Raw genomic sequence first — 25,208 nt, 5'->3', positions numbered from 1 at the left:
CTGCCGTTGTTCAGTGTGACCGTGGCGCTCCAGCTGCCGTTGCCCTGCACCACCGCGGTGCCGATCGTGGCCGTGCCATCAAGGATGGTGACGGTCGCGCCGGCATCGGCCACGTCGACCGTGCCGGTGATGGTCTGGCTTGCCTGGTTGGTCGCACCGCCCGTGCTGGTGATCGCAACCGTTGGGGCCGTGGTGTCCAACGTAAAAACAACGGGCACACTCGGATTGTTACTGGCGTCGGGGAAACGGGCGACGATACTGTGCGTACCATCACCTGCCAGTGTGACGGCCGTACTCCAAGCGCCGCCAGAGCCAACGGTAACTGAAGCAATCTGAGTGGTGACACCGTCATAGGTATCATACAGCGTCACCGTCGTTCCAACAAAGGCGGCACCGGCGGTTCCACTGATCGTCTGACTACCGTGGTTGATTGGGCCGCCTGTGTTGCTGATAATCACAGCTCCGAATGGCGCCACAACGGCAGCTTGCGTGGTGTCCAATGCGGGGACAAGTGGCTTCGTTGCCGACGAAGAACTTCCGGTAATCAGAGCGAGCGTTACCGTGGGTGGAGTGATCGATCCGCCACTAACCTGTCCCTTCACGTCGTCTACAATAACGGTAGTCGAGGCCTCGGTGGGTGACGGTGGGGGACTGCCAGCGAACTTTTGTAGAGACTTAGTGTCGACGTCGCCTCGCTTGCCGTCGCTGGGCGGCGGAGTATTCGGAGCCAGCTGCTTTCCAATGTCGTAGGTCGTCAACACCTGCTGAAACGCGATGAACTCCTGCGCAACCTGGCTCTGGCTTTTGCTGATAACTTGGGTGACAACTTCGAGATTGGCGGTCGGCGTTATGCTTAGCGAAGGGCCGTCGCTGGTAACGATCCCGATTGAATCTCCCGCAACACAGGCGCCTTGAAGTACACTCCCCGGAACGCATTTGAAGACCTGTACCGAATGGATCTGACCATCGTGCTGATCCGCAACAGAGATTGAGACCTGGCCGTCCACTGAATCGACGTTGAGAAGGACTGCCGTGCCGCGGATTCCGATAACGGCACTCGGGGTCGCAACCTGCATGTCACCCGTCTTGGCAACCTGACCAGCGACGAAACTGACCGCACCTTGCATAAGTGTGAACAGAGAATGGTTCGAGCCATTGGTCAGACTGACCAAGGTGCCATTCGCATTATTCTGACCGTCATATCCCAAGTCGTTCAACATGAACCGTGCGTTAGCACTCAAGTTGAATGTTGAGCCGTCGATCAGAACCAGACCAATTGTCGAGCCACTTCCTGTCTGCACAACGTCGTTTTGATAGACGACGTCCCCATTATTTGCCTCGATAGTAACGCCATTGCGAACGATGCTGGCGCTTCCCGTTACTGTTGCAACATGGCCGATCACCTTGACAGCCGACGCCGCATTTCCCGCGGCTTGAGCGAGGGTTTGATAACCAGTTAGCGCTTCGACAACTCTCGCATCGACTAGCGCGCCGTCTCTTGAGACCAGCGAAGGACGTTTTTCGCCGTGAAAGTAACCTTGGATTGTGAGGCGGTGGTCAGAATCCGAAATAACTAGATCTCGCCCCGACCGTGCGTACGCGCCAGAGAACAGGAGATGCGCGTCGGAAATGGTTACCGTATCGGCTGAGCCGTGAGCGGATGAACTTATGGACCCCCAGACTAACTCGGCCCCGGCGTCGAACATCGGTTGCAATGGGGTATTCAAATCGCCCCCCAACAGAAATCTGTAAAAATCAATTTGATCTTACTAGCATCTGCTCAATTGTCTGAAAAGAGGTTTTGTTCTAATGTTAATTGTTTGGACCCCGGCGATCGTTCGGCCTGCGGCGATGATCCCAGCGTTTCACTAGCGCGCAGATTCTGCGTGGGGGGAGAACCAGGCCAGTGGATCAGTGCTTCGTCCAGGCGGATACACCCCGGGATCCACTCGCACGGTGCAACCTGGAACATCCATCCCTTGGATCTATTCGAGATCCGCCACCAACTTCGTGCAGGCGCGCAACCGGCATTCCAATCGCCACATTCTTGTAGCGCGTCTGTGCAGCATTTATCACTTACAGGAAGTGCGCGACCCGAGCGAACGAGAGCGAATCCGCAAAGCTGCTCAAGTCGCCCTTCGAGGTCCAGCTGGAAATTAGGACCGCTCAACTGCTGGAGCGGCGTTAATTAAAAAACTAAATCTGTCAGATTTAAAAGACGGAACAACGAATAAGTCAAGACAGTCAGGGACGGTGATCTATTAGTCCGCCTCGTGACGATTGAAGGCGCAACTTCAACTGACGCGCGCCGTTTAAAATCGGCGGCATCGCTGCCTCAGTAAATTGCTCTGCTGACGACTTCCTCCATTCGGGAAGGCGCACGTCAGGCGCAAATAGCTCTGACACCAGCGACTTCGATTACCGACGATGACTTCGCACGAGATGATACGATTATACCACTGGCTCTGTCTCGGGAGGACCTACGCACTGCACCCTGCTCTGCCCTTAAAACTCGGGCTCGAAGCTCTTGCAGTTCGGCAAATTGTGAGTTGAGAGCCCCAACGAGTTGCCTCAGAAGAACGATACGATCGCGCTGACCGCGCTCACTCATGATACGCCCCCTCAAATAATGGGACTTTTCAAAAATCAAATCACCTAACGCCAGATCGACAGCTGAAACGGACGCTTCAATTGGGTCCGACGGACTATAGCAAAGGTTCACATGAAAGATGTGACATAGTAGGCGTCGATGTGCAGGTGCACCCCGATGCCCCGGCCGTGATAATCTTACACATGGGGCGGGGAGCATTGCTCACCTCCGCGCCCAACTAAGAGAACATGATCGCTTCTGCGTTTTCATCATGCGACGTCCCCACACAAGACTACCGGCTCTGGCCGTTTTCGTTCGGGCCTGAGGGCAATACGCCACCGCCGATAACAACACCGACCAATGGCTCGGCGAGTTGGAACCAAATGTGTGTTGACGTGCCGGGCCGGACGATCCCAAATTCTGAACACTGCTATCACAAAGAGGCAAAAAAAGAGGCGACTTAAAGCCGCCTCTTTGTGACCTGCCGCACTACGCAACAGATTGCGCGTCCTGCGGCATATCGGTTTGAGCTCTTGCACCCAGCGCAATGCGAATACTGACTGGTACCTGACGGTGCGATTTTGCGCGAGGGTACGGCAACTCGTTCACCGGCTTGCCGTTTGGATAGAGCGCTACATGCTCGGCCCAATTGTCGAAGCCAAGACGATCAACGTTGTCGATGAACGTCTCCGCTGGGGTATTTTCTGCAATGATCAACGAATGATCTTCCACCTCGACGTGATAATAGACGAACGTCGATGGGACCGCGGTCTCTCGCGCGATCGAAGCGCCATTCACAAGCGCGCCAGCTTGGATGAGCGTGCCGTCCACCAACAGCGCGTGATCGGGAGAGACCAATAAGTCTCGGGACGGCACATTGTCGGCCAAAGCTCCTGCCCGAACGCGGATCGGCAGCGACCGCATTTTATCGGCAAAGACGGTCGATACCGTCTGAATGCCGACCCAATCGACTGGGACTGTGCGTCCATCATGAGTCAGCACGAGGTCGCCACGCTTGAGTGCTTCTACAGCCACATCACCGTGGGGCGTCCGGATCAGCGTACCGCTGTAGAAGCAGAATGTGACCTCGGCAGTTGTGTCGACATTCGTCAGCCTGCCGTGTTGGCCGTTCAAATTGCCGGAATACGCGGTATCCGTCAGGAAGAAATAGTTACCGTGGTTGTCCTGGATAATGATGCCGTTATGGCCAGCGAGATCCGCAGTCGCGATGAAGGTATATTTGTTGCCGTTGCTCAGCGAGCCGCTTGCGACGTCGCCGATTTTGACCTTGTCGCCGTGATCGAGCGGATCATTTCCGGACTGGTCTACCGCCTTGACCCCGACCGCGACCGGGTTGACGCCAGGTGACGAGGAATCAGCATCGACGAGTTTAAATGTTCCGCCCGTCTTTACCAACTCGTACGCGAAATTAAATTCCTCACTCGTTTTTGCAGCCATCGCGATAACCTCGGAAATCCAATATTTACCCTAGCCCAAGTTCCTCATAACGGATTGCCAACGCCGTTGATATACGCCGAAACAAAATAACTGTAACTTGAGATAAATAAGCAAATGAATTTACGATCTTTCCACTGGTCATCAGGGCTAGGCGGGGACAGCAGTGCTGAGTGGCCGGCAGACGCAGCTCAGGGCGCCGCTGCCACAGCAGCGAAGGTCCGCAGCGGAACAACAGATTCGGGCCACAACGAAAGATTGCTCAAACATAACGGCGGGCTACTCGGCTCACTGGCGCAGAGGTTTGGGCCCCAAGCTACTTTTAGCCGGGACTGGATTTACGTAATCGTTTGACTTGCGTGAGATACACTGGTCGAACCGGCCGCCCGGCGGGGCGGCCCTTTCTTCTGCCGACCCCTTCGCCCAACCTAAACAGGCTCATCTTAAAGGAGATGGCGTATTCAGTCGCACATGGAGCATCGGCAAAGACATCACTTCACCAATTGTGCGAAAGATTTCCCACTCGTTTTGTTTGTTCGGCCCCGCTGTTTTTGAAAGCGCTGCAAGCGAGCGTAAACCGCCTGCCGCGTGCGGCCCAGCTGTTCGCCGACCTCCCCAGCCGACGCGCCACCGCTAAAGAGGAGAAGCAGTTTGGCTTCCTCGTCTGGCAGCCATGGACGCGTCAAAGTTCGATTGTTCGTCATGATCGGTTACAGCGTTCGCAGACTTAGGCGCGCGGCGGTGCAGGCCGCCGCGGTGCATCAGGAGTTCGGGCCGGCCGTTCGACCCGCGGCGGCTCTGGTATGCGGCTACGCTCAGGCTCACGATTACCGCGCACCATCCACGCCGCTAGACGCGCATAGCTTCGCCTCAGAGCCGGTGCAAACCAAGCCGATACCTCTTCGTGATCCATGCCGCGAAAGAATGTCTTCAAATCATTTAAAAAGACTTGCCGTGTTTTCCCGGACGCGTAACTGCTCTTCAATAGTGCGATGCGAAAGGATGGTCATGATGGAAACAGACCGCTGGCTTGAAGCCATACTGCAAGACGTCCGCCGTCGCGCAAAGCACAATCTTCACTCAGCATCACCGGAAACATCTTGGCCTTCTCGCGATCGCGATTGGGTGCTCGGTTCGAAGCTGCCGAACGTGCCAAAGTGACGGCTGTCCTCCTCCGAAATAATTGGTTCGAACAGCGCTCCACCAAGGCTGGCCTCGAATATCGCATGACTGAGGTAGGTCTGGCAGAGCTTAGCCGACCGCGATAACCGCAGGGCGGGTCGGAACGACAACAAGCTCGCGGGCTACGGATCTTGGATGCGTACCCTGGTCATGTCCTCTCGGCAAAGAGCTGATTTACCCTTCAAGGTCAATGAGGTCCCAAGGGCTCGATAGTGGTCCAGGCGAATTCGGCCGATCACTGATGTGCAAAACTCCTCGCGCTCGTCCTACCGTCATTCGAAGAGAGGGGAATTCAGATGATTACACTCAAAGCGTTTGTACTCGCCCTTGGTGCCGGGATCGCATTTTGGAATTGTTCGGGCGACTTCGGCTACGACGTGGCACTGGCGACCGCCGCCTGCCTGCCATAACTTTTCGACGACAGGAACCCGCCTTGAAGGCAACCTACATCGGACTGGTAGTGCGAAGCCCGCCAGATCAAACCGGCAGCAGCTCAACATAAACGCTCTTGCTCTAGCCGTCTTGGCACGCGATGTCCAAGCTGTCGCAAGCGATGGCGAAAGCCTGTTTTGCCTTAGCTTCTTCGAAGCAAAATTTGGTTCCGACCTTCCGCTCGATCGGTCCACCAGACGGTTCTCGTATCTTTGGCGATGCTCCAGCAGCACGCACAGTCAGGCAATGTTCGTTTGTCATCAAGCCTCCGGAAAATTGGAGTGACCTGCCCCTGAAGTTTCACGCAGTAGCGGTTAGAGTCTCGGCGGATGTTACGCCGTTTGGCGCGGTGTTAGCAACGTGCGATCGGCGGAGCTGGTCGGGGTTGCGCAGCCGATCGCACGTTGCGGTGAGGTAGGCGGCATAGGCCGCAGGGGCCAGATAGCCGAGCGAGGAATGCGGGCGTTGGCCGTTGTAGTCGCCGACCCAATCCGCAATCTTGGCGCGGGCGTGATCGAGGCCGAAGAACAAGGTTTCGTTGAGAAGCTCGTCCCGCATCCGGCCGTTGAAGCTTTCACAGAAGCCGTTCTGCATCGGCTTGCCCGGCGCAATGAAGTGCCAGTCGATGTTGTTCTCCTTCGACCAGGCCAGCATGGCATTGCAGGTGAACTCGGTGCCGTTGTCGGAGACGATCATGCCCGGCTTGCCGCGCTGATTGATCAGCGCCGTCAGTTCGCGTGCCACCCGCCGCCCCGGGATCGAGGTGTCGGGGATGGTCGCCAGACATTCCCGGGTCACGTATCGACGATATTCAGGACCCGGAAGCGACGGCCGCTGGCGAACTGGTCGTGGACAAATCCAGCGACCACCGGGCGTTCGGCCGAGCCTCGAGCAGTATCGGCGCTCGGGTGCCCACGGCGCGGCGGCGGGCTCGGCGCTTGCGCACGCTGAGGCCTTCCTCTCGATACAGACGGTAGATCCGGTTCCGCCCGGACGGCTCGCCCTGCTGGCGAAGCAGCACGAACAGCCGGCGGTAGCCGAACCGCCGACGGGCATTAGCAAGCTCGCGCAAGTGGCCGCGTAGTTCGGTGTCCGGCGGTCGGCACGATCGGTAGCGAACCATCTTGCGGTCAGCGCCGACGATGCCGCAGGCCCGCCGCCTCCGACAGACCCATGACGGCCTGCAGGTGCGCGACGGCTTCGCGCTTGGCGACGGGCCCTACCATTTTTTTGACAAAAGCTCGCGTAGCGCTGCAGCATCCAGCATCTGCTCGGCCAGCAGCTTCTTCAGCTTGGCGTTCTCCGTCCTCGAGTTGCCGCAACCGCTTGGCATCGGAGACGTCCAGACCGCCGAACTTCGCCTTCCAATTGTACAGCGTCGCTTCAGAGACGCCATGCTTCCGCGCCAAATCGGCAGCCTTCGCACCTGCCTCATGCTCACGCAGCACGCCAATAATCTGCTCTTCCGTAAACCTGGCTCGCTTCATCTGTCCGTCCTTCAGAAGGCCGGACTCTAACTTCAACTGGAGGAAATCGGCAGGGCAGGTCAACAGTTGAACAAGACGCAGTCTGGGGCAGACTGCGGCCCGCGCATTGTCAAAAAATCCGGGTGAAAGGGGTCTAGGTGCAAAGCCAGCCCATTGTGCAAACAAAATGCTGTTCCATTACAGGAGCTTAAATTTTGCGGCCTTCGTGCACATAGGGAGGCCCGCTAAAACTACCGAGGTAGGCGACTTCCGCTTCCTGAGCAAGGCCGCGCAAACCCCCAGGGCCGCTTCCCGTTAGATTTTGGACCCGTTTGAAGGGCGGTTTGCAACATCAAGTTCGAAGCGATCCGGCGCGGGGAATTGCCGATCCCGCATCGTCTGCCGAAGGCTGAATAGGCCGGAAAGGCCGGGCGAAGCAGCGGAATGATTATGTGAGGCTGGCAACAAATTGCCAAAGCTAAGCCGCAGCCGAAGTCACACGAACAATTCCAAAACAAATCTCCGTACCTTGGGCGAGCACAAATGCTTTGAGTGCAATTATATGAAGACCCTCTCGTCCAGTGAGGGCGAGGATGAGCCATGATCGTTTCCAGGCAGCTTCAAGGGGACGGGGCGATTGGTTTCGTTCACCGAGCCGTTTATTCCCCTACTTCCATTAGGCGGCGCCGTTTGCCTCGGTATTGCAACCAACCGCAGCTCTCGACAGTACACCCTTTTCAAGTGCCTTCTTATAGGAGATAAACTTTGGCCTAGGTTATGCAGCTTGGCTTCGTATCCAGCAGCCAAGCTGTTGTTGGCACCTCAACGTTTCCCCAGAAACCGCTCATGCAACGTGATGGGGCCCTTTGAGCCGTCGAGAAGAACCCTGACCCGTGTGCGCGTTGCACCTGTCCCAAGAACCACGCCACGTTTACCGGCTAGTCGCGGGCCAGCGTCGGCCTGCACGACGATTAACTGGCCGGCGGACAACGGCGTCATTGCCGACGAGTGCAAGCTGGAAGAAGTTTGCAGCCTCGAATGGCGATCACCCATCGATTGCGCTCTCATAACCAGCATCGCCGCCGCTCCTACCAGCTGGACAGCGCGGCGCTTACCCAAAATGGCGAAGATCTGTTAGCGGGGCCGCTTCGCGTGCTCGTAGGCCACCGCTCCCGTCTGGTCGCTTCGATTCGCTCGCGATCAGCACAATGGCGAGCAATCGCAACTATCGAGCTCGACGGCGTCTCACCAGCCAATACACGCCATATCCTATCGCGAGAAGAGGAAGGCCGGCGCCTGCAATCGGTCCGGGCGCTCCCCGGATTTGGCCGGGCGCGTTGGAGCAATTCCCGTTGCCATTGCAGGCGCTCGCTGTCGGCGAACCCGTCATCAGAATAAAAGTCAAAACGGCCGCAGAGGGTAAGGACAAGGTCAGCTTTTTCATTTGTATCTTGCTCCACGCCACCCGCCAAGGGAAGGAAATATCTAAACTCTACGAATTTAAACTAGAGCTGTCCAAGATTAAATCATTAAACAACGACTGATCTTTTTCAGCGGAACCCAAATCCGCGACCGCATTACTATGAAGACCCGGCGAAGAACGACTTGTCGAAAGTTCGCACTACAACAGATGATCGTTGGGCTGAAATCAGTCGGCGGTTGTTTGACCCACGATACAGCCGTGTACGACGCTACCCGACCGATGGCAACAAGCAGTGGATCGGGCGCATCGGGACCCGCCGCGCCATCATAAGCCTTAACATGGACCAGCTTCTTCGGAGCCGATGGTTCCTTGAGCCGAAGTGGCCCCACAAGCCCGCGATTTGTGACCTTCGCCGCACCCGATTTCGTTCGTGCCATGTTCGTGACGTGTCGTCGGGAGGCGTCGCCATCTTTCTCCAAGACTAAGGGTCATACCGAAAGAGTTTGAGCTGCTGATTGACGGAGTGCCTGCGATGACGCTCTGCAAAATGGTCTGGCGCCGCGATGCCTTTGTAGGCGCCAAGTTTACGGTCCGCGAGGCTTGCTGTTAGTGTTACAGCGTAGTTGCCGTACAGGGATACCCTGATGTGGCTTGCGCGTCCGCCGGCGAACCGGATGCTTGACGCATTTGCGAAATCCCGTGTTTCGCGTCACAACGGCTTCGGGACGCGGAGCTTAGCGCTCCGCTCTGGGCTGTTCTCGACCTCGCGGTTCACTTCCGGACCAGCGTCAACCTCATGCCGGTCAGCATGGTGTAGGCAAGGCGTCGCCAGATCAGGTTCATCAGCACTAACATGATCGCATCCTCTCACTTGAGACGTGGCTTAGGTTCGGTCCGATTTGTTTCAGGGCGACTTCGCCAGCAGAGGATATGGCTTCTTCGCGGAGGCGAGGCCGCGTTTAAACCGCCGCTTCATCACTGAGGGCAGTGTCGCCGAAGCGCCTGCAGGTTATATTAGATAATAACGGGGATAAAATATGCGGTTTAATATTCAAATTGCCATAAGCGAACAATAACGCTCGCGTGGTGAACCTTACAGTTCCCCTCACCGACACAAATTTAAGCAACGCATGCTATGCTGAAAGTGGTCACGGCCGCCCCGTGACCGGGCGGCCGTGTCCTGAGCGTCCTCAACCTACCCCAAGCGAAGTGCACGGCCGCCACCTGTTATCAACGTTTGCAAAGCACTGCAACCGACAGGAAGTCCCTTGGGAAGCAGTTGGACGCCACACGGCGAGTGAAGGCGTAATGACGCACGAAGCCGCGGTAGGGCCGATAGCGGGCGCAACCGTTGCTGCAAGTCCTCAGCTGATTGTCGAGGTAAGATTGACGCCCGTTGTTCTTTGACTGTGCACGCTTGAGCTCGTTCACTCCAGGCCGGGAGAGACGAACGTGTTCATTTGAATGTTAGTCATTCTCATCGGTGTCAGTGTCGCAATTCTGATTGCCCACACGATCGATGCAATACGCTCCTGAAGCCCTGGAGCGGGACGGGTTCACACCTGTGAACGCACGCCGTCGCAGCCGGCGCCACCCCTCGCGGAAGGTGGGCCGCCAGCTTTCCAGCCAGTATCCACTGGCGGCCCGTGCCAATCGAAAATTCTGGCCTTGCGTGGTCAGACGACTGGCGAAATGATACTGCTTCGCAGTCACCCGACCCCGCAAGCGCTTGGTGCAATTAACGTAACGAGGCGAGGTTACCGGCCGCTCCTTCGAGCGGCACTATGGCCCGCCGGTAGGATCAAAGCACCAGAGAGCGGCGCAAGATCAGCGAGCGCCCCTCAGTCGACATGACGTTGAGCACGTCGTCATCACGCCCTTGTCGCATCTGATGCACGCGTTGACGCATTGATCAAAATTTTTTGGATCGAAAGACGAGTACATTTTTGCGGCGCATGCATTTGTTGAGTTGGTGACGTCTTCCTCACGCGAGCAAGCGACCAGCCATGTTGTAGCAAGCGTGACGACGGCAACCGCGCGGATCATTTGCTCGTGACCGCGCTTAACCAGTGCTTGCTGGGGCCAAAGCTACCAGCCTTGGAGACTTTGATTGCATTGCGGCGAAATACCGGGATGTCGTGACTGCGGCAAAAGCGACGGAAATCTCAAAAGCAACCGTGAAAGTAATGAAAGCGGCACGAGGGCTAAAGCATATTTAAGCGCTGCTCCCCAGGGGTCCCCCTGGTAACATTTTAGCGACATCGTCTTTATCAGTCCAAGCCTTTGTCTGACCGGCCTTTGCGACACGCGAAGGCCTGTTCCCCCGACCCCGCCGCTCAAGTGTTCACTTTGGACAATTCGCCGACCTAGCCAGAGGCCGGCAAGCCAAGGCGCCACTTGCCGAGATTGACGAAAACTTGACCGCGCCGACCCAGCGCCGGCACCAGCGCGCAAGTTCACCGCCGTGTGGAAGACGGCGTAAACACAGCGGCGCCCGACGCTGGTCAAGTTCTTGAGCTTCGCACGAGCATTGGACCATGGCGCTAGATGGATCGTTTAACACTCACAAAGCTCGCCCCCGCTGCTGCAATGGTCACCTCGGTGGGCGGACTACGTTGAGACCTCTTTGCGTGATGCGGTACTCAGTGCCATCAGGCGTTTCACGACGCTCGATCCATCCGTTTAGCAGAAGCGCTTTCTTTGTTCGTGGTGGGTCAGGCATCTTGGATGCGTGCGTCCATTTTGCATGCCGGAGGTGATCCAGGAATTGACGATGGCGCCGATTAAATATCTCCTCGGGAGTAGCCTCAGCGGCGCGATGATAACGGCGCACCTTTCAAGGATCGGTTCGAGCGATCCCCATTCAGTCATGTGCAACTCATTTGGTTCAGGTTTTTTATGTAATACTCTTACTTCGACTAATTATCTCTTGTTCTAATTCGCAGAACTGCACACGAAATCCCACGGCATTGTCTATTGATCTGCCGACTTTACCAGCGAAGCTTCGCCTTGTGTCAAAGCCGTGCGCCAGACCGTCGGCCTAGCGAACGTTGGGTTTAGGTAGCCGTTCGGGATGGAAGTGTGTTGGGTTGATCTTCCAGTCCGGTCGCTTTTTCTCCTCTTGGACGGGCATCAGGGTTGCCTGAAAAAACAGCCCCCCCAACCTCGCCAGAGCACGAAGCGTAGTTCGAAGCGGCCGTGCCAGTCAGCTTGATTTCGACTTCGTCAGCACCGAAAACGTTTTGCTGTCCATCAGCGTGTCGGCACGTCGTCAGCGTTGCCGCAAATCGTGTTCCGGCGATCTGATACGTTCCGCCGTAACTCATGACTGTTTCGCCACCTGTGATAACGCCGTTCCTCAGATGAACACGGCCGGTGCCCGAACCGCGCTCGGTCTGAAACCATGCGATATATTCGCCGTCTTTAAGCATGTGTTCGCCTCGCTCAAAGCGCAATAAAGCCGAGCATCGGACAAAGAGAGCGGCGAAAGTATTACAAAACCATGAATGATCCAACAGAGCGGGAGGTCATCGGCGTGGGCGCCGGCGTGCAGGCGCTCTATCGGCTTGCTAGAACGACGCGAAGACGCCGGGGCGCCGACGATTTCGAAGAGGAAGGCGGCTATGAAGCCTTTGCAAGCCAGCAGAGCCCACCGGCGCCCTCGCAGCGCGCGAAGCAAAACCAAGACGTCCAGGTAGGGCTAACAGCGAGGAACAGCCACTTTAGCGGAGGGTTTTTGGTGGGAGAGCCTCCGTTTCGTTTGCGGGCTTGTGATGAAGATCGGAGCCGCCCATCATTCCTCTGCAAGCTGGGACGCGTCCGAGGCGCATCTCGGCAGGTCGGAGCGCGAAGTTGCCAACGTCCTCTCCGTGGGACGACTAGAGAGGCGCGGAACAGGGCTGCCTGCCCGAGCGGCTTCAACCGATGTATCTTGTAGCGGGCCAAGCGGATGATTGGCGCGTCTCTGCAAGATCGTTGGTTTAAAAGGTTCCCATTTGGCGGCATGACGACATAGGACATCTTTGTTACAACCTTGAGATACCGGCAATAATCCAAACTTTACCATCTAAAAATGGCAACGTGCTCCCCTCTCTACCAGACAGACCCGAGCGAGGCTTGTCGGGTTTTGACAGTCGCCCGTAATAATCCGGGAATGCAGCCCGCGATATAAATCGCTAAGATTTACTACCGCTCCAAGTTGCGGGAACGCGCGCACGCCCTTTCGCCTCATCGCAGCTAGGTGACCCATGTCGATCTTTTCGATTTTGGCGGGATGGATCAGCTTCAACGTAGCTCTTGCCGTTGCGTTGACCCTCCGAAGCCCGGTTCGACGCAAGCCCGTGTTGCAGCCTTGCGTCTTTTACTTAGTCGCGCGAGCAGAAAATTACTAACGGCTCTGCTTCACGGCTTCTCTTCTTTCGGCATTGTGAGCCTTTCTGGCTTCAATCACCCTAGTCCGAAAGCCGATAGCATTCGAGCCAGCCCTAACAGAGACGCTCGCTCAGCACTGATCTTCCCCCGAAAAAGTGGACGGGTTTAAACGGCTTTTAGCTCCATCTCGATCGGGGCAATATATCCGAGGGCGGAGTGGAGCCTGGTTCGGTTGTAGAAGCCCTCGATGAAGGCGAAGATATCGCGCTGGGCCTCGGCGCCGGTCTTGTAATCGCGATGATGGACCAGCTCAGTTTTCAAGGTATGGAAGAAGCTCTCCATCGGGGCGTTGTCGTAGCAATCGGCCTTGCGGCTCATCGATGCGACGATGCCGGCGCCGGTGAGGACCTTGCGATAGGCGCGTGAGGCATATTGCACGCCGCGATCGGAATGATGGATCAATCCGGCCTGCGGCCGCTGCTGCTGGATGGCCATCGTCAGCGCGGTGGATGCGAGTTCGATCTGCATATGATCCCGCATCGCCAGCCGACGATCTTTCGGCTGAACAGGTCCATGACGGCCGCCAGGTACAACCCAGCCCTCCGCGGTCGGGATGTAGGTGATATCGGCGAGCCAGACCCGGTTTGGCGCTGCGGCGGTAAAGTCACGCGCGATCAGGTTCGGCGCGATCGGCAGATCGTGACGACTGTCGGTGGTGCGAACCCGACGGGGCCGCGCCATGATCGCTCGAATGCCATATCGACGCATCAGCCGTTCGATCCGGCCGCGGCTGGCGCCACGGCCCTGGGTCCGCAAAGCGGCATGGACCCGCGGGCTGCCATAGCGCTGACCGCTGTCGTGATGGACCTGACGAATCTCGGCAAGGAGCGTGGAATTGGAGCCCGCACGCGCGCTCACCGGGCGATCGCGCCATGCGTAATAGCCGGCCGGCGAGACCTCGAGCACGGCACACATCAAGCGTACCGGATAGGTCTCGCGGTGATCCTCGATGAAGCGAAAACTCATGTCCGGGTTCCGGCAAAGATCGCGATGGTGTCCGTCGGAATGGCCTGCAACACGAAGCCCAGAGATTTGGCCCGGCGCTGAAGGTTGGCGAGAACGCGGCTGCGATATTGTTGCTCATATTGGTCGGCACCTGGATCCCTATAGCTCATGCCGTGCCGGAGGGTATTGTAAAATAGAACCGCAATCTTGCGGGCGGTCGCTGTCACCGCCTTTGACTTACCCGCACGTAGGGACAGGCGACGATAGAATGCTCCGAGCGCCGTATCGCTTCGCCCCACCGTGGTGGCCGCCAACCGCAACAGTGCGGCAGCCCGGCTGGAAGATCTCCGGGTGCGCGAAGAAAGCACTTTGCCGCCGGAGATTTTGTTGCCGGGTGCAAGGCAGAGCCAGGACGTGAAGTGCTTGGCGCTCGGCCATGCCCTCAAATCCGTGCCGCACTCGCCGATAAGCTTCAATGCGAGCGACGGACCCAGTCCATGGATCTCAGTCAGATCGACGCCGAGCACGCCGTACAGCGCGGTCCTGTCGTCAAAGGTGGGCGTGTTGATCTGTTTGGTCTTGATGCGCGGCTTGGATAGCGTCCCGACCGGCTTTGCCCCTTTATTTCCTAGCGCGGCGATCAGGACTTCGAGCTTGCGGTCACAGTCCAGCATCTTCGCCTGGTAGACGTCGTAGAGTTCTAGCGATTGGCTCAGGGCGAAGAGATGTTCGTGCCGGTCGTTCCCTACCAGTGCCGCGCGAATGGTCTCGGTGGATGAATGGCATCGCACGTCCCGATAGGTTGCCAAAACATCAGGATTGCGCTCGCCTGCAACAATGGCCCGGATAATCCGCATGCCAGTGGCGCCCGTGATGTCCGAGACGACATGATGGAGCTGCAGGTTCATCTCCATCAAGGCCTTTTGCATATGCTGGATATGGGCGGCGGCATATTCCACAAGCCGCTCGCGCTGCCGCAAATAGGCCCGCAGTGTTGCGATCTCGGCATCGGGTCGGAAGCTGCCTCGTAGCAGTCCATAGGAATGAAGCTGGCGTAACCACGCGGCATCGCTGACGTCGGTCTTGCGTCCGGGCACGTTCTTGGCGTACCGGGCGTTGACCAGAATAACCTCAAATCCACGCTGCTCCAGGATTTCATAGGCTGGGATCCAATAGACCCCGGTGGATTCCATCGCGACACTGGTCACGCCGCATGCGCTAAACCAATCCGCCAGATCATGGAGATCTTGTGTAAATGTGCCGAACGCGCGCACGGGAATGTCAGTGCAGTCCGGGTTCACCGCAGCCATGTGCATCTTTGATCCGATGTCGATGGCGGCCGCGCTGACGTTGACTGGCTTCAATTCCGGCCGGTCACCGGTCGTCCTCTGGGGCATCGCAAATCCTCCATTCACTCATGAGCGGAAGGGTCTGGGTTATGCCAATCGTCATCTTCCTATTCGGGATCGCAGCCGAAGCGGCGTCACCACTCTCAAGTCCGCATGCACCCATGGACCACGTTTTTTAACGGGGACAGTGCCTCCAATAAGCTGACGGCCGCTACCCTCCCAGCCGCAGAGGATAACACAGTGCTGTTTCTACCCCGCACAGGCGCGCAACGGCCCTGGACAGTTTTTTAAAATGTCGCGCTCCCTGCGCAGCCGTTCGTTCTCCTGGCGCAGGCGGGCGAGCTCCGAAGCCTGGTCCGCCGACATCGGCGTCGCCTGCGTGGGGGGGCGCCACGCCGCCGATGCCGGCTCCTGCCGGAGCTTATCGACCCAGCGTCGCAGCACCGAGTCGCGCAGACTGAGTTCCTTGGCTACCGACGAGATCGAGCGACCGCTCGACACTACCCGTTCGACGGCCTGGCGCTTGTACTCCTCAGTAAACGACCGACGTTGACGTTCCATTCGACACCTCCGGGCTCCATGAGCCTACTACAGGTCCACTCATTCGGAGGAGGTTCAAAGTGCTCCACCTGCTGTGAGGGCTAAGCGTGCTGCTAAACGTAGCCTCCAAATCGAAGTGCCTAGCGATCGATCTTCTTCCTATCAGCTACCGGCTGCTTACCGAGCGTCGTCCCGTTATTTAATCCGAGCAAGGATTTGCAGCCCAAACAATCAGCTTTGCTGGGTTCCCCAGAAGCTTTAGCAGCATCTTGCAAACCTTGGATTGAACCTCGCCCGAGTTGAATTGCACGCATGATCAAAAGCAGGCCCGTTCGGCATTGGCACCGGGTTAACGAAGATTGCCGTCGGCTCGCTCACGCAGCTCGCGCTGTCCTTGCGCGATGTTCAAGAGCGTTGATCGTCAAAATAAGGTTGTCGCGGCGGGATCGGAGGTTTAGCGCAAGCAAAGGATAGGTCGGCTGGCGCACGTCAAATACCCTAGCTTTTGCTTCTTCTTCGAGAATGTCGGAATTCATGAGATCGATGCGCCACCAAAGATCGGCGATAAGCGCGCTGAGCTGCACTTCTCCGGTGATGCCGGAATGGGACATGTCTTGCATCGTTTTCGCCTCAACCTGAGACAGCCTCAACATTGAGACTGACACTTGATGTTGACTGAGCAAGCGTGATGCCAGCGCGTACCCTTGACAGGCAAGTTCCGGAATAATTCGCCGGGACGATACAAGCTTTTTAGTTCGCGAATTCGCTTCGGTTTCGTTACGTTCGCAGGCAGCGAGGCCAGGCTCGCGCAACGGCACCGACGCGGCGTAGTTTCACAGGAAAAGGTGGGCCGCCAGCTTTCCAGCCAATATCCACTGGCGGCCCTCGCCAATCCTGAAAATTCTGGCCTCACGCGGTCAGACGACTGGCGCGTTCCAATCCTGTTAGGTGGCCGTGCCCCGTGCAAGCATCCGCTAAAATCAAGGTAACGCGGCAAGGTTACCGTCCACTCTCGCCAACGATGCCGAAGCCGCAATCAGCAAGAAGCCCGCGAGAGAGCGGGCTTCAATCTACCAGGGATTTTCTGGGGAGCCTTTCCCTGAGCCGGGACTGCCAATGGGAACTCCGTTTGGGGCGGTGCCCGCGCCTCTGAGGGTATTGTTGGACTGGGCGCCTGCTGTCCCGACCGCTGCTGGATTGGTCGTGGTTGCACCGGAGCGAGCGGCACCGGCGGTCAGAGGCGTGGTCACCCCTTGACCGGAAAAGGTCGGATTGTTGGAAGTTGCGACGGGTGCGCCTGACCGGCCGCCTGCAGGAGATAGGCTACCCGTGCCGGACGGCCCCGAGGATGATGCTCCCGAGCTGGAGGAGGCGCCTCCAGCTGCGGACGATCCGCCTCCGGCGCCCCCACCTCCACCTCCTCCACCTTGAGCGAGAGCGGTTGAAGCCAGAGCAACGCACGCGACTGCTGCAACAAAGGATTGCCGTACCATGGGAACAATCTCCAGTGGTTTGCCCGATAACGGTCGATCAATGGCGGGAGTTCCTTCAGTTCGTCCCTCGCTCGATGGCTTCTAGGGCCACTCCGGCCGGACGATGGGATTGAAGCGACATCCGCCGCGGTGAAGCTCACTATCTCCGCATACTGGGTGGCGGCAACGTCAACTGCGGGTTGGCCTGACTAAGTGAGCTGTCAGTATCAATCTCTCAGGCGGCGGCCGTAAGACAACTGAGCAAGCCGAGCGAGGCTGCAGCCTACTGTTCCGCCACCGATCTTTTCTAAGGTGCTGATGCCTATCGGGGGTTAGTGTTGCAAAAACTCGAGTGAAACGGCGACCCCCGAGGATGAAGATCATGACACGCGCGAAGTGCTAAGTGCTAAGGATAAGTGATTACGAAGAGTGCCCCCAGCAAGCCGTAGGCCACGAAGCATTCCGGCCTCACATAGCCGGTGTCTGGTCGGAGGCTGACAGGCAACAAGGTCGCAAAGACAATGGCGACCAGCGCGATCCAGGCCGCCACAATCAGTAACTTACGGGACGGCAACTGGGCGACAACGGCCCTGGCAGCTGTCTTGGGCACCGCTGCGCTTTCGCCGATCACCGCGGCAGCCCCCAGCGCGCCGGCTTGGCAAGAGTTGCTGGCAACTTCCGGGTTTGTGTCTGTCGGCCTTCTGAAGTTGACGACTGCTTGCCTAGTGCTTTGGGGTGGTCGCGAGCGCCCCGTCTGATCGGGGATGGCGGCACTCCCTGGACGGGGTTCGCTCCGTTCGATATCAAACGGCTATGACACCAGCGCAGCGAAGGTCACGCGCTCAAACCCGGCTGATAGCCGAACTTGCGTCCAACATCCTTCGAGCGCCCACAAAAATATTCCGTTCATGAGGCCTTCGAGATGGGCCGCAAGTCTAAAATGTTAGTGCTGCTCCCCAAGTCCTGTGAGCAAGCCCAGCAACGACAGAAACATCCCTGCCATAGCAGGCGACGTCCATCTACTTGCACTTTTCTCCCCTATCATCCGGTTCGAATTCCTACTTGTTTATCTTCGGATCGAGCGTCCGCATCCGGGCGATGGTTTCCGCCGCGTAGTCTTCTCGCTCACGAGCAAAGCGGCGCTGATGAGCGCGGAAGCTCTCAATGCGCTTTTCGATCTCCTCGCGCTCCGTAGACTTCCGTTCTGTTGGCGATACCGCTTCAATATTCCCTTGCAAAGGCACAGCGGCAACGGGCGATGTAAGTTGCTTGCCTGGTACAATTGACGCAGCACCCCTCCGCGCAATTTCGTTGGTTTGCGCCAGCATCGCTTCCAGCTCGGCTTCCCAATTAGCCATCATCAAATTCCTTCGTCACTACCATTAAGGGCGCCGCGGCTTGGACAGTTGATCCAACGGCTCCGGCGAGAACGTCAGCGCCCATTGTGTCGCACTACGGCAGCGCGATTGGATGAAATGGATTTCTTTGGAGGCCGACAGCAATTATGCCGGCCAAAAGGACCGAAATCCTCGCTCCGATAAGGCAATATGCAAACACCATTTCAGCCCCTTGTTCAGCTTCCACCCCAACGACCTTAATAGTTAAATTGTTACCTACAATCGAAAGGAACAATTAACCTTACCCTTCGCGGTCGGCACCAAAAGCAATCCACGCGCAGCCGGACGACAATTCGTGCGAAACGGACTACGCTCGGCGGATCTCAAAGTCTCAGCAACCTGTTTTGGTGGGAGAACTCCGCAGACGCGGGCCAGCTTTGTCTCACTCCGGCACCGTGCTGTGTTCTCACGGCGAAGGTTCGAGCGATCAAAAAACCGCTTCTCACACGAGCTGGTCCCTTATGCCCGTGCGATTGCGCCAGTCCGGCGGCGCCTCATACACTAGCTGTGATTGATTTCTTTCGGCTAGCTTTGCCGAAGTAGAACGGGCGCTAGGTCACGCTACTGCGCTGCTTGCCACGTGTGGGCAAATCCTTGCGGCCCAGGGCATCTCATTAGAACTCCCCTGCCTTCCGATGATTGCCTGTCCAAATTGGAAGGATAGAGCATGGTCGGACACCGATAGTTGTTTCGGTCGCCTGGATGGCTCTTTCGGCAACCGCATTCGCTCAAGGCGGAGGTGGAAGCGGCGCCGGCGGCGCAGGCGGTGGTGGTTCTCCAGCCAATTCCGGAGCCTCCAACGGGGGAGCCTAGAGCGCGACCGGATAGACTGGAGCTGGCACTTATCCTCCACAAACGCCGGACCGGCCAGACCACGACCACAGGCGGCATCAATCAGTCATCTACTGGCAAGAGCGCTGCTGGCGCAACGACAAGCACTGCTGAGACAAAACTCCAGGCACCGGGTAGCTTCCCGAACGCGCAGGCCAAGCGCAATGCAGGTGCGGGCGCCGCGCAAAATGGGCTGCCACTCGGCTCTCGAGCGGGAGGCACTTCGCTTCCGCTGTGCCTGTTTCCAGAGGCGAGGATTGGATGTCCAACGACGCGATGCCATTTCGTCCTCACCGGAGACTTGCATTCGTGGATGAAAGCGCGTTGCACTATGAGTATGTCTGCAAGCGCGTTGAGCGCCGGGAGCAAGTCTGCCGCGCTATGAAAGCCTAGTTCGCCTCTGGCCAGTTCGCGCGGGAGCAGCATCAAGCTTGCTCATTGTGCCGAGCAGTTCGATATTCGGTTCTCGGCAAGGACTAAAGGAGAGTGAGAAATGAACAGTTTCCCACTGAGGGCCGTCGGGGTGACGCTGACCGGCGAGGAATGGACCACAATCCTGATGGTGATCACGCGCGGCCAGGACAGCCTCTCGCGCCACGGCTGCAGCGTCTACGGGCGGGCCGTTGAAAGGCTAGCTGCGCAGGTCTGCACTGCATCGGACCAACATGCCAGCGGCCTTACACCAGGCCTGCGTTTGGTGGGCGCCGACTGAAGAGACAGCGGCTTGGAAGAGGTAATGCAATATCCGGCGCACATTCCAACGCGAGTAAGCGCCCTACTCTCTTCAAACACCAGCGGCACAGTCCTACGCTGGCTTGCCCTTGAGCCGCCGTCAATTCGGACTTGGGGCTGGCGCTGCCACTTGCTTGCGGATCCCGCCGGCCGCATTCATACGATTCAATGCTCTGTTCTTAAATTAACCAAAATGAGCAATTTGGCCTCATTCCAGACCCAATTCGTGGCAAGTTGTTAACGTTGCCAATGCGGGGACTGGCAAATGCCAAAAACTATTGTACTCGGGATACTTGGCTCAGTTGCAATCTGTTCGATTGTTATTGGGGGCCGTAGGTCGGATGCACCCCCTCAGTCGGATGCGCTGCTTGCGTTTGTTGGACCTATTTCGACTGTAACCACTAATAAATCTGACAGGTTGCCAACTCTTGTGGAGAGTGCTGTCGCGCTGCCCAAGCAAATAACCGAGGTGAGCTTCGTGGCGGTGCAGCAAGAGCCCCGACCGGCTTCCCCTATAATCCGACCAAAACCATCGCCTGATTTCGTTCCTCGTCACTGGCACGATCGCTACGCTTCGCAGCCGGAAGCCAAAAAGCTTGCAAGCAGCGCAAAAAAATCCGCCAGGCGGCCCGCCGAAAAACGTCTCGCGAGCGTAGCAAAAGAATGTTCGACCGATGGGTTTGCGCCGCTCCTGAGAAAGCTCAGGTTGGCTGCCGATTGCGATACCTAGAAGTATCCGTTCAAATGCAAGCGCTAAGCGGCTCCCTTGCTTCGGGATCGGGATAGCTCCGCGAAGATGCCTCCGGCTTGGACTGCCGATGAGCCACAGAATGCGAATGTCACGACGATCGCGGCCGGTGCTGTTCTGTCCAGGCCAGCGACCTCTTCCTGTCAGCTGAAGAGGTTGGGTCTGAGCGCAGGTGCCAGCCCACGCAGCAGCCTGCGTTTCGGGCTTATCGTGGTGCCGGGCCGGTGCTGGAGACCTCTAATCTGCTGAGATGGATCGTCGAACACGGGAGCCCCGCCAGCTCGCCGGCGAGTACAGCAATTCGGAGAGCGGGGAAGAGCGCCTTATCATTGGCGAATTGTCCGGAAAATGACTCTTCGATGCCGATGCCGACACAGCCCGGTCCAGCGAAGTGCTCGAGGTCCCCGCGAACGCTGACCGTGCCGCTGATGTAGAATTTAAACCGAAGTGCCTAGCCATCAATCTTCCCCCCGTCTAGTACCCCCTGCTTGCCGAGGGTTGTACTGAGCGGATCCGATTCCAGCACGGATTTGCGGCCTAATCAAACTGCTTTGCCTAGTTTCCCAGAAGAAGTTTCCACGGTGCTTCGCGGACAATAAAATGAACCTCGCCCAACAGTTTAACTGCACGATGAGCAAAGAGTAGCCCACCCATCAGTCCGCGGTTGGTCACGCGCACGAGCGGAAGGTGAGCCTGCTGATAGATGCTGTCGCCGCTCAGCCGGAGGCCGTTTTCCAACGACCCACCGGCCGAGCGATCGCCTCAGGCGCGAGGATTGACGACCGTATAACCTCGTAGAGAACGCGCGTGGATTCTCGTGGCGCCTCCTCCCGAGTTGGGATCGTATGCCATCCGTACGTCGCCGCCAACATGCTGCTCTAGGACAAACACGTGACCATGCCGCGCGGCAACCATTCCCGGAGCCGGCGTTACGCGAGGAAATCGTAGCCAATTGGATGCGAGATTTAAGTCCAGTACGATGCGACCAAATACCTTGATGGATGCACCGCATCCGCAGAAAGCGTGAGGGCAGCCTGCCGGCCGGCTACCAACGACTTGTCCTCTGTCTGCCGAGGCTTCAGCGTACGACCTCCGAGCGCGCGCCGCCTGAAGCGCCTGCGATCGTCGTGAATTGCTGAATAGATTTGGTTGCGAGAACGAAAAGTCGCAGGGCATCGTGACGTTGCACTCAGGCGCTTCATTATAATTTATGCGGCGCGCTTCTGTAGCGGTGGCCCCGATAATGACCAATACAAACGCGACAAAAACTGGTCTTAACATATGCAGGACTCCTACGGAGTTGGTCCTGCCCCTGCGCCAGAAAGCCATTCGAGCTTGGCGAAAATTGGACCCTGGGGCGTAAGCTCGATGCATTAGTTTAAATTATTTGAATTATTATAATCGCCCCGGTTGGGCGTCCTGCAGCGTGGCCAATGGTTGGCGCCAGCCCGGCAGCGCGATGGCGTGGAGCGCGCCTTACCGCATCAGCTCTTGACCAGCAGGTCACCAAACGCGCGAGGTAAGAGTTTTGCAGTAAATAACAGATAATTTCCGATTTTTAAGCGAATGTTGCTTGGCAAGGAGATTGCGATGCCCTCGGAAATTGACTTGGAGTTGGCCAGTTTGACGCAGGAGATTGCCGCGCGCCATCGGGCGGTTGAAGACAAGCAGATCCTGATCCAAGTTCTCGAAAGAGACGGGCACGACGTTTCTGAACAAGAGGCCGCGCTCCGCAGGGAGCGATCCAATATAGCGCTGCAGGTCACTCGACAGTTTCAACTGATCCAACAAGTGGCGGAACAGAGCGAATGAAGCGGCATTCGATATTAAGATGTCATCTAGCCCTGACAGGGAAAATCGTCAATCATCGCGGGTTGTGTTCTCGCGACCCATCGATGTTCACATCCTTGCTATCGACGGGACCTGGAGCCGGCCTTGTAAAATGACTGACGTTTCCCAAGCAGGTGCGAAGCTCCATATCGAAAGTCTCGACGGACTAGCCCTGAAGGAATTCTTCTTGGTGCTGTCAACCAGAGGAGTTGCCTATCGGCGCTGCGAGCTGGCATGGGTCAATGGCGAGGAGATTGGCATCTCCTTTCTACACGACCATCGAAAGATCTGATCAGTGGACGAGCGTCGAAAACACGACCGCGCGGAGATCGATGAGATCGCCTACATATTCGGCGATGGATCTAGTGTCCGTTGCCGCGTGCTCAACATCTCGGAAGAAGGAGCTGCGATTGAGCTGGCAGACCCGCGATCTGCAAGACCGCAATTCAAGTTGATGATCGAGAACAACCGCGCCATCAAGAACTGTTGCTTGGTATGGTCGAGCGGCAGCCGGATCGGCGTGAAGTTCGTTGACTGAGCAGCGAAGACGTCCGCCAATCTTGCCCTCAGGCGCTCTGGTTGGGAGCCAGCCGGGAGTGACATCGCTCGCGTATCGGATTGGCGAGCGCGCTAGTCCGACGGTTGTTGCTAAGGCTGTTTCGTGCTTACGCAGCCGAACCTCAGGGGGAAAGCCGTAGATCGGCAGGCCCGGTGCCTCTCACTTAATGTGAGCGCACCGGCCGCGAGGGTGACGGATATGTCGCTAGGACAGGCAAGCCATGATGGCGAGGACGACGTCGGATCCGAGATCGCCGGACCACAAAGAGAAGAAAACGCCTGCACCAAGCACGATTGCAACTAATTTGAGCGCTATCATTTGAAATCCCCTTCAATGTAGAGAGGTAAACTCCAGCTCCAGTCGTATCAGGACTGTTTCGAGCGAGGAGTTTATGGCTTCATTCACCCAACCGTTATCTGCTGATCCGGATCCAAATTGTTGCGCAATGGCAAAACAGAAAGCATGCGTCGGGCGTCAGTTGCGGCCGGGCGTTCTAATCACGCACAAAGACCACCATATTCACCAATTTAGTGGGCTAGGCGTTGGTTTCAGTATCGAGCGGACTGACGGTCAAGCAACCGCACCATTATGCCCGCACCCCACATCCATTATCTTGAAAGGAAGCTGACTGCTTCCGCCGAGGAAGCTTGAGGAGGTTGCCAAGCAAGGCAACGATTTTGGAAGGGTGGTTTAAGTGCTGCCGAGTACCGCGCTGCGGTTGGCGGGCTTTCTTCTGGCCGGGCGGCAGGCACGAACGGTTGGACCACAGCTTCGCCCCCTGGTGTGTATGCGCACTAAGCACCTTAGGAAGATAGCCTGGGGCCTCAGGCCTACCATGCCTCCCCTTTGGACAGATCTCCTGACCTGCTTCTCTCTGGGCTACTGACTGGAAACGAACCGACTCTGAGTGCATATTGCGCCGATGCAGGTGCCGTGCCCCAAATGCAAAGTGATCGTCGCTGTTGGCTCCACCAGCTGGTTCTTCGACGGCGGCGAATGCCGAGAGCTTCGCGGGACTGTTGCCGGCGATGCGAAGGAATATGAAAAGTGCTCGGTTCTGATCGAAGCGGTGGCTAAGGCCGGAAAAAATGCGACGACCTAAAATGAGCGGCATAGCGTCCGACAAGCCCGCCCTTGGGTTAGAGCGGACCCGCCCAACAAGTCTCGACCCAATCCGTCGCGCTGAGGAAGTTCGGCGGCTGGTTGAAGAGGAATCGATCAGCAGCGCGCTATTGTTGAGGAGCTACGCCGCAACTGAATTGAGGCCCGACGGTCTACGTTAGAGAGCTCTCACGACTAAGGCCGCGGCGGGGGGGCCGCTGCGGCCTGATCGTCGAAAAAATCCGGGTGTCTGTTGCGCGGCGGAGGCAACCAGAGCTGTGCTTAACGTGCGTGAAACTGGTGAGGGAAGGCCCGCCGGGGCTGGGCAGTTGGCGGGCCTCCCCCCAAGCACAAGGCCGCGTATGTCCCCCACGGCCCCGTCCCAAAGCTTAGATTATTATAAAGACATTAAGGATGAATGGAGAGGAGCAGTTCACGGGCTCTGCATTCAGTCGTAAACAAACCGGAGCGATTGGTGTCCGCCTCTCGCTATCTGCAACTCCCGCCGGCCCCCAAGGTCGGCGGGTTTTTATTTCGATCGTAGCAGGGCGTGTCATCTGATCGGTCGTCAAGATCAATACGGCACCGGCCGAAGCGTAGCCGAGCGCCCCATGCAAAAGCGATGATCCCCGGCAGCTCTAGCCGCTTCCTGAACAACGCGCCGCCAGATCAGGCTCATGAAGACCCGCATGCCTGCATCCTGCGGGTCGATCGCAACTGTGGCC

General features: G+C 57.5%; 14 protein-coding genes and 1 pseudogene. 6 read left to right on the top strand and 9 right to left on the bottom strand.

Annotation, left to right across the window (positions count from 1 at the left end):
• From AC0L3U_RS35380 to AC0L3U_RS35370, 3 genes and pseudogenes are all read right to left on the bottom strand, one after another.
• Positions 1 to 1,727 (bottom strand): FecR family protein (locus tag AC0L3U_RS35380; protein WP_473364767.1); only part of this gene is annotated, 1,727 nt, incomplete at its 3' end.
• A gap of 1,352 nt (positions 1,728 to 3,079) precedes the next feature.
• Positions 3,080 to 4,048 carry a Hint domain-containing protein gene (locus AC0L3U_RS35375; protein WP_456765741.1) on the bottom strand — a complete coding sequence of 323 codons (969 nt, stop codon included), beginning with the start codon at positions 4,046 to 4,048 and terminating at the stop codon, positions 3,080 to 3,082.
• A 1,911-nt stretch (positions 4,049 to 5,959) separates the two neighbouring features.
• Positions 5,960 to 7,146: pseudogene (locus AC0L3U_RS35370) on the bottom strand (IS3 family transposase).
• A gap of 1,187 nt (positions 7,147 to 8,333) precedes the next feature.
• Between AC0L3U_RS35370 and AC0L3U_RS35365 the strand changes: the two are divergent.
• The gene (locus AC0L3U_RS35365) at positions 8,334 to 8,669 is read left to right on the top strand and encodes a hypothetical protein (protein WP_456765742.1); all 336 of its coding nucleotides are present in this window, start codon (positions 8,334 to 8,336) and stop codon (positions 8,667 to 8,669) included.
• A gap of 2,935 nt (positions 8,670 to 11,604) precedes the next feature.
• Here AC0L3U_RS35365 and AC0L3U_RS35360 read toward each other — a convergent pair.
• The 6 genes from AC0L3U_RS35360 to AC0L3U_RS35335 all read right to left on the bottom strand — a co-directional run bounded on the left by AC0L3U_RS35360 (position 11,605) and on the right by AC0L3U_RS35335 (position 18,643).
• The gene (locus AC0L3U_RS35360; protein WP_473295149.1) at positions 11,605 to 11,979 is read right to left on the bottom strand and encodes a hypothetical protein; all 375 of its coding nucleotides are present in this window, start codon (positions 11,977 to 11,979) and stop codon (positions 11,605 to 11,607) included.
• A gap of 1,105 nt (positions 11,980 to 13,084) precedes the next feature.
• Complete coding sequence (locus AC0L3U_RS35355; protein ID WP_473364766.1) at positions 13,085 to 13,945, bottom strand: IS3 family transposase; 861 nt, start codon at positions 13,943 to 13,945, stop codon at positions 13,085 to 13,087.
• Entirely contained in the window at positions 13,942 to 15,321 is a 1,380-nt protein-coding gene (locus AC0L3U_RS35350; protein WP_473295150.1) for an IS110 family RNA-guided transposase, read from the bottom strand. Before AC0L3U_RS35350 ends, AC0L3U_RS35355 begins: the two co-directional genes overlap by 4 nt.
• A 201-nt stretch (positions 15,322 to 15,522) precedes the next feature.
• Positions 15,523 to 15,834, bottom strand: coding sequence for a transposase (locus AC0L3U_RS35345; RefSeq protein ID WP_473295151.1), 312 nt, complete (start codon positions 15,832 to 15,834; stop codon positions 15,523 to 15,525).
• Positions 15,835 to 16,187: 353 nt separating this feature from the next.
• Positions 16,188 to 16,433 carry a hypothetical protein gene (locus tag AC0L3U_RS35340; RefSeq protein ID WP_007606727.1) on the bottom strand — a complete coding sequence of 82 codons (246 nt, stop codon included), beginning with the start codon at positions 16,431 to 16,433 and terminating at the stop codon, positions 16,188 to 16,190.
• A 1,910-nt stretch (positions 16,434 to 18,343) separates the two neighbouring features.
• Positions 18,344 to 18,643, bottom strand: coding sequence for a hypothetical protein (locus AC0L3U_RS35335; RefSeq protein ID WP_473295152.1), 300 nt, complete (start codon positions 18,641 to 18,643; stop codon positions 18,344 to 18,346).
• Positions 18,644 to 20,006: 1,363 nt separating this feature from the next.
• Here AC0L3U_RS35335 and AC0L3U_RS35330 point away from each other — a divergent pair.
• The 5 genes from AC0L3U_RS35330 to AC0L3U_RS35310 all read left to right on the top strand — a co-directional run bounded on the left by AC0L3U_RS35330 (position 20,007) and on the right by AC0L3U_RS35310 (position 24,484).
• Positions 20,007 to 20,225, top strand: coding sequence for a hypothetical protein (locus AC0L3U_RS35330; protein WP_473295153.1), 219 nt, complete (start codon positions 20,007 to 20,009; stop codon positions 20,223 to 20,225).
• Between the two features lie 2,358 nt (positions 20,226 to 22,583).
• Entirely contained in the window at positions 22,584 to 22,805 is a 222-nt protein-coding gene (locus AC0L3U_RS35325) for a hypothetical protein (protein WP_473295154.1), read from the top strand.
• A gap of 19 nt (positions 22,806 to 22,824) precedes the next feature.
• Complete coding sequence (locus AC0L3U_RS35320; protein ID WP_456765756.1) at positions 22,825 to 23,115, top strand: PilZ domain-containing protein; 291 nt, start codon at positions 22,825 to 22,827, stop codon at positions 23,113 to 23,115.
• 3 nt (positions 23,116 to 23,118) lie between these two features.
• Positions 23,119 to 23,361, top strand: a complete 243-nt coding sequence (locus AC0L3U_RS35315) for a PilZ domain-containing protein (protein ID WP_473295155.1) — start codon at positions 23,119 to 23,121, stop codon at positions 23,359 to 23,361.
• A gap of 928 nt (positions 23,362 to 24,289) precedes the next feature.
• Complete coding sequence (locus tag AC0L3U_RS35310; protein ID WP_473295156.1) at positions 24,290 to 24,484, top strand: hypothetical protein; 195 nt, start codon at positions 24,290 to 24,292, stop codon at positions 24,482 to 24,484.
• The last annotated feature ends 724 nt before the right edge of the window (positions 24,485 to 25,208 follow it).

The organism is Bradyrhizobium sp. Kon69 (assembly GCF_055807515.1).
Note: the sequence above shows the minus strand (reverse complement) of the source record. Positions and strands in the feature narration are given on the sequence as shown.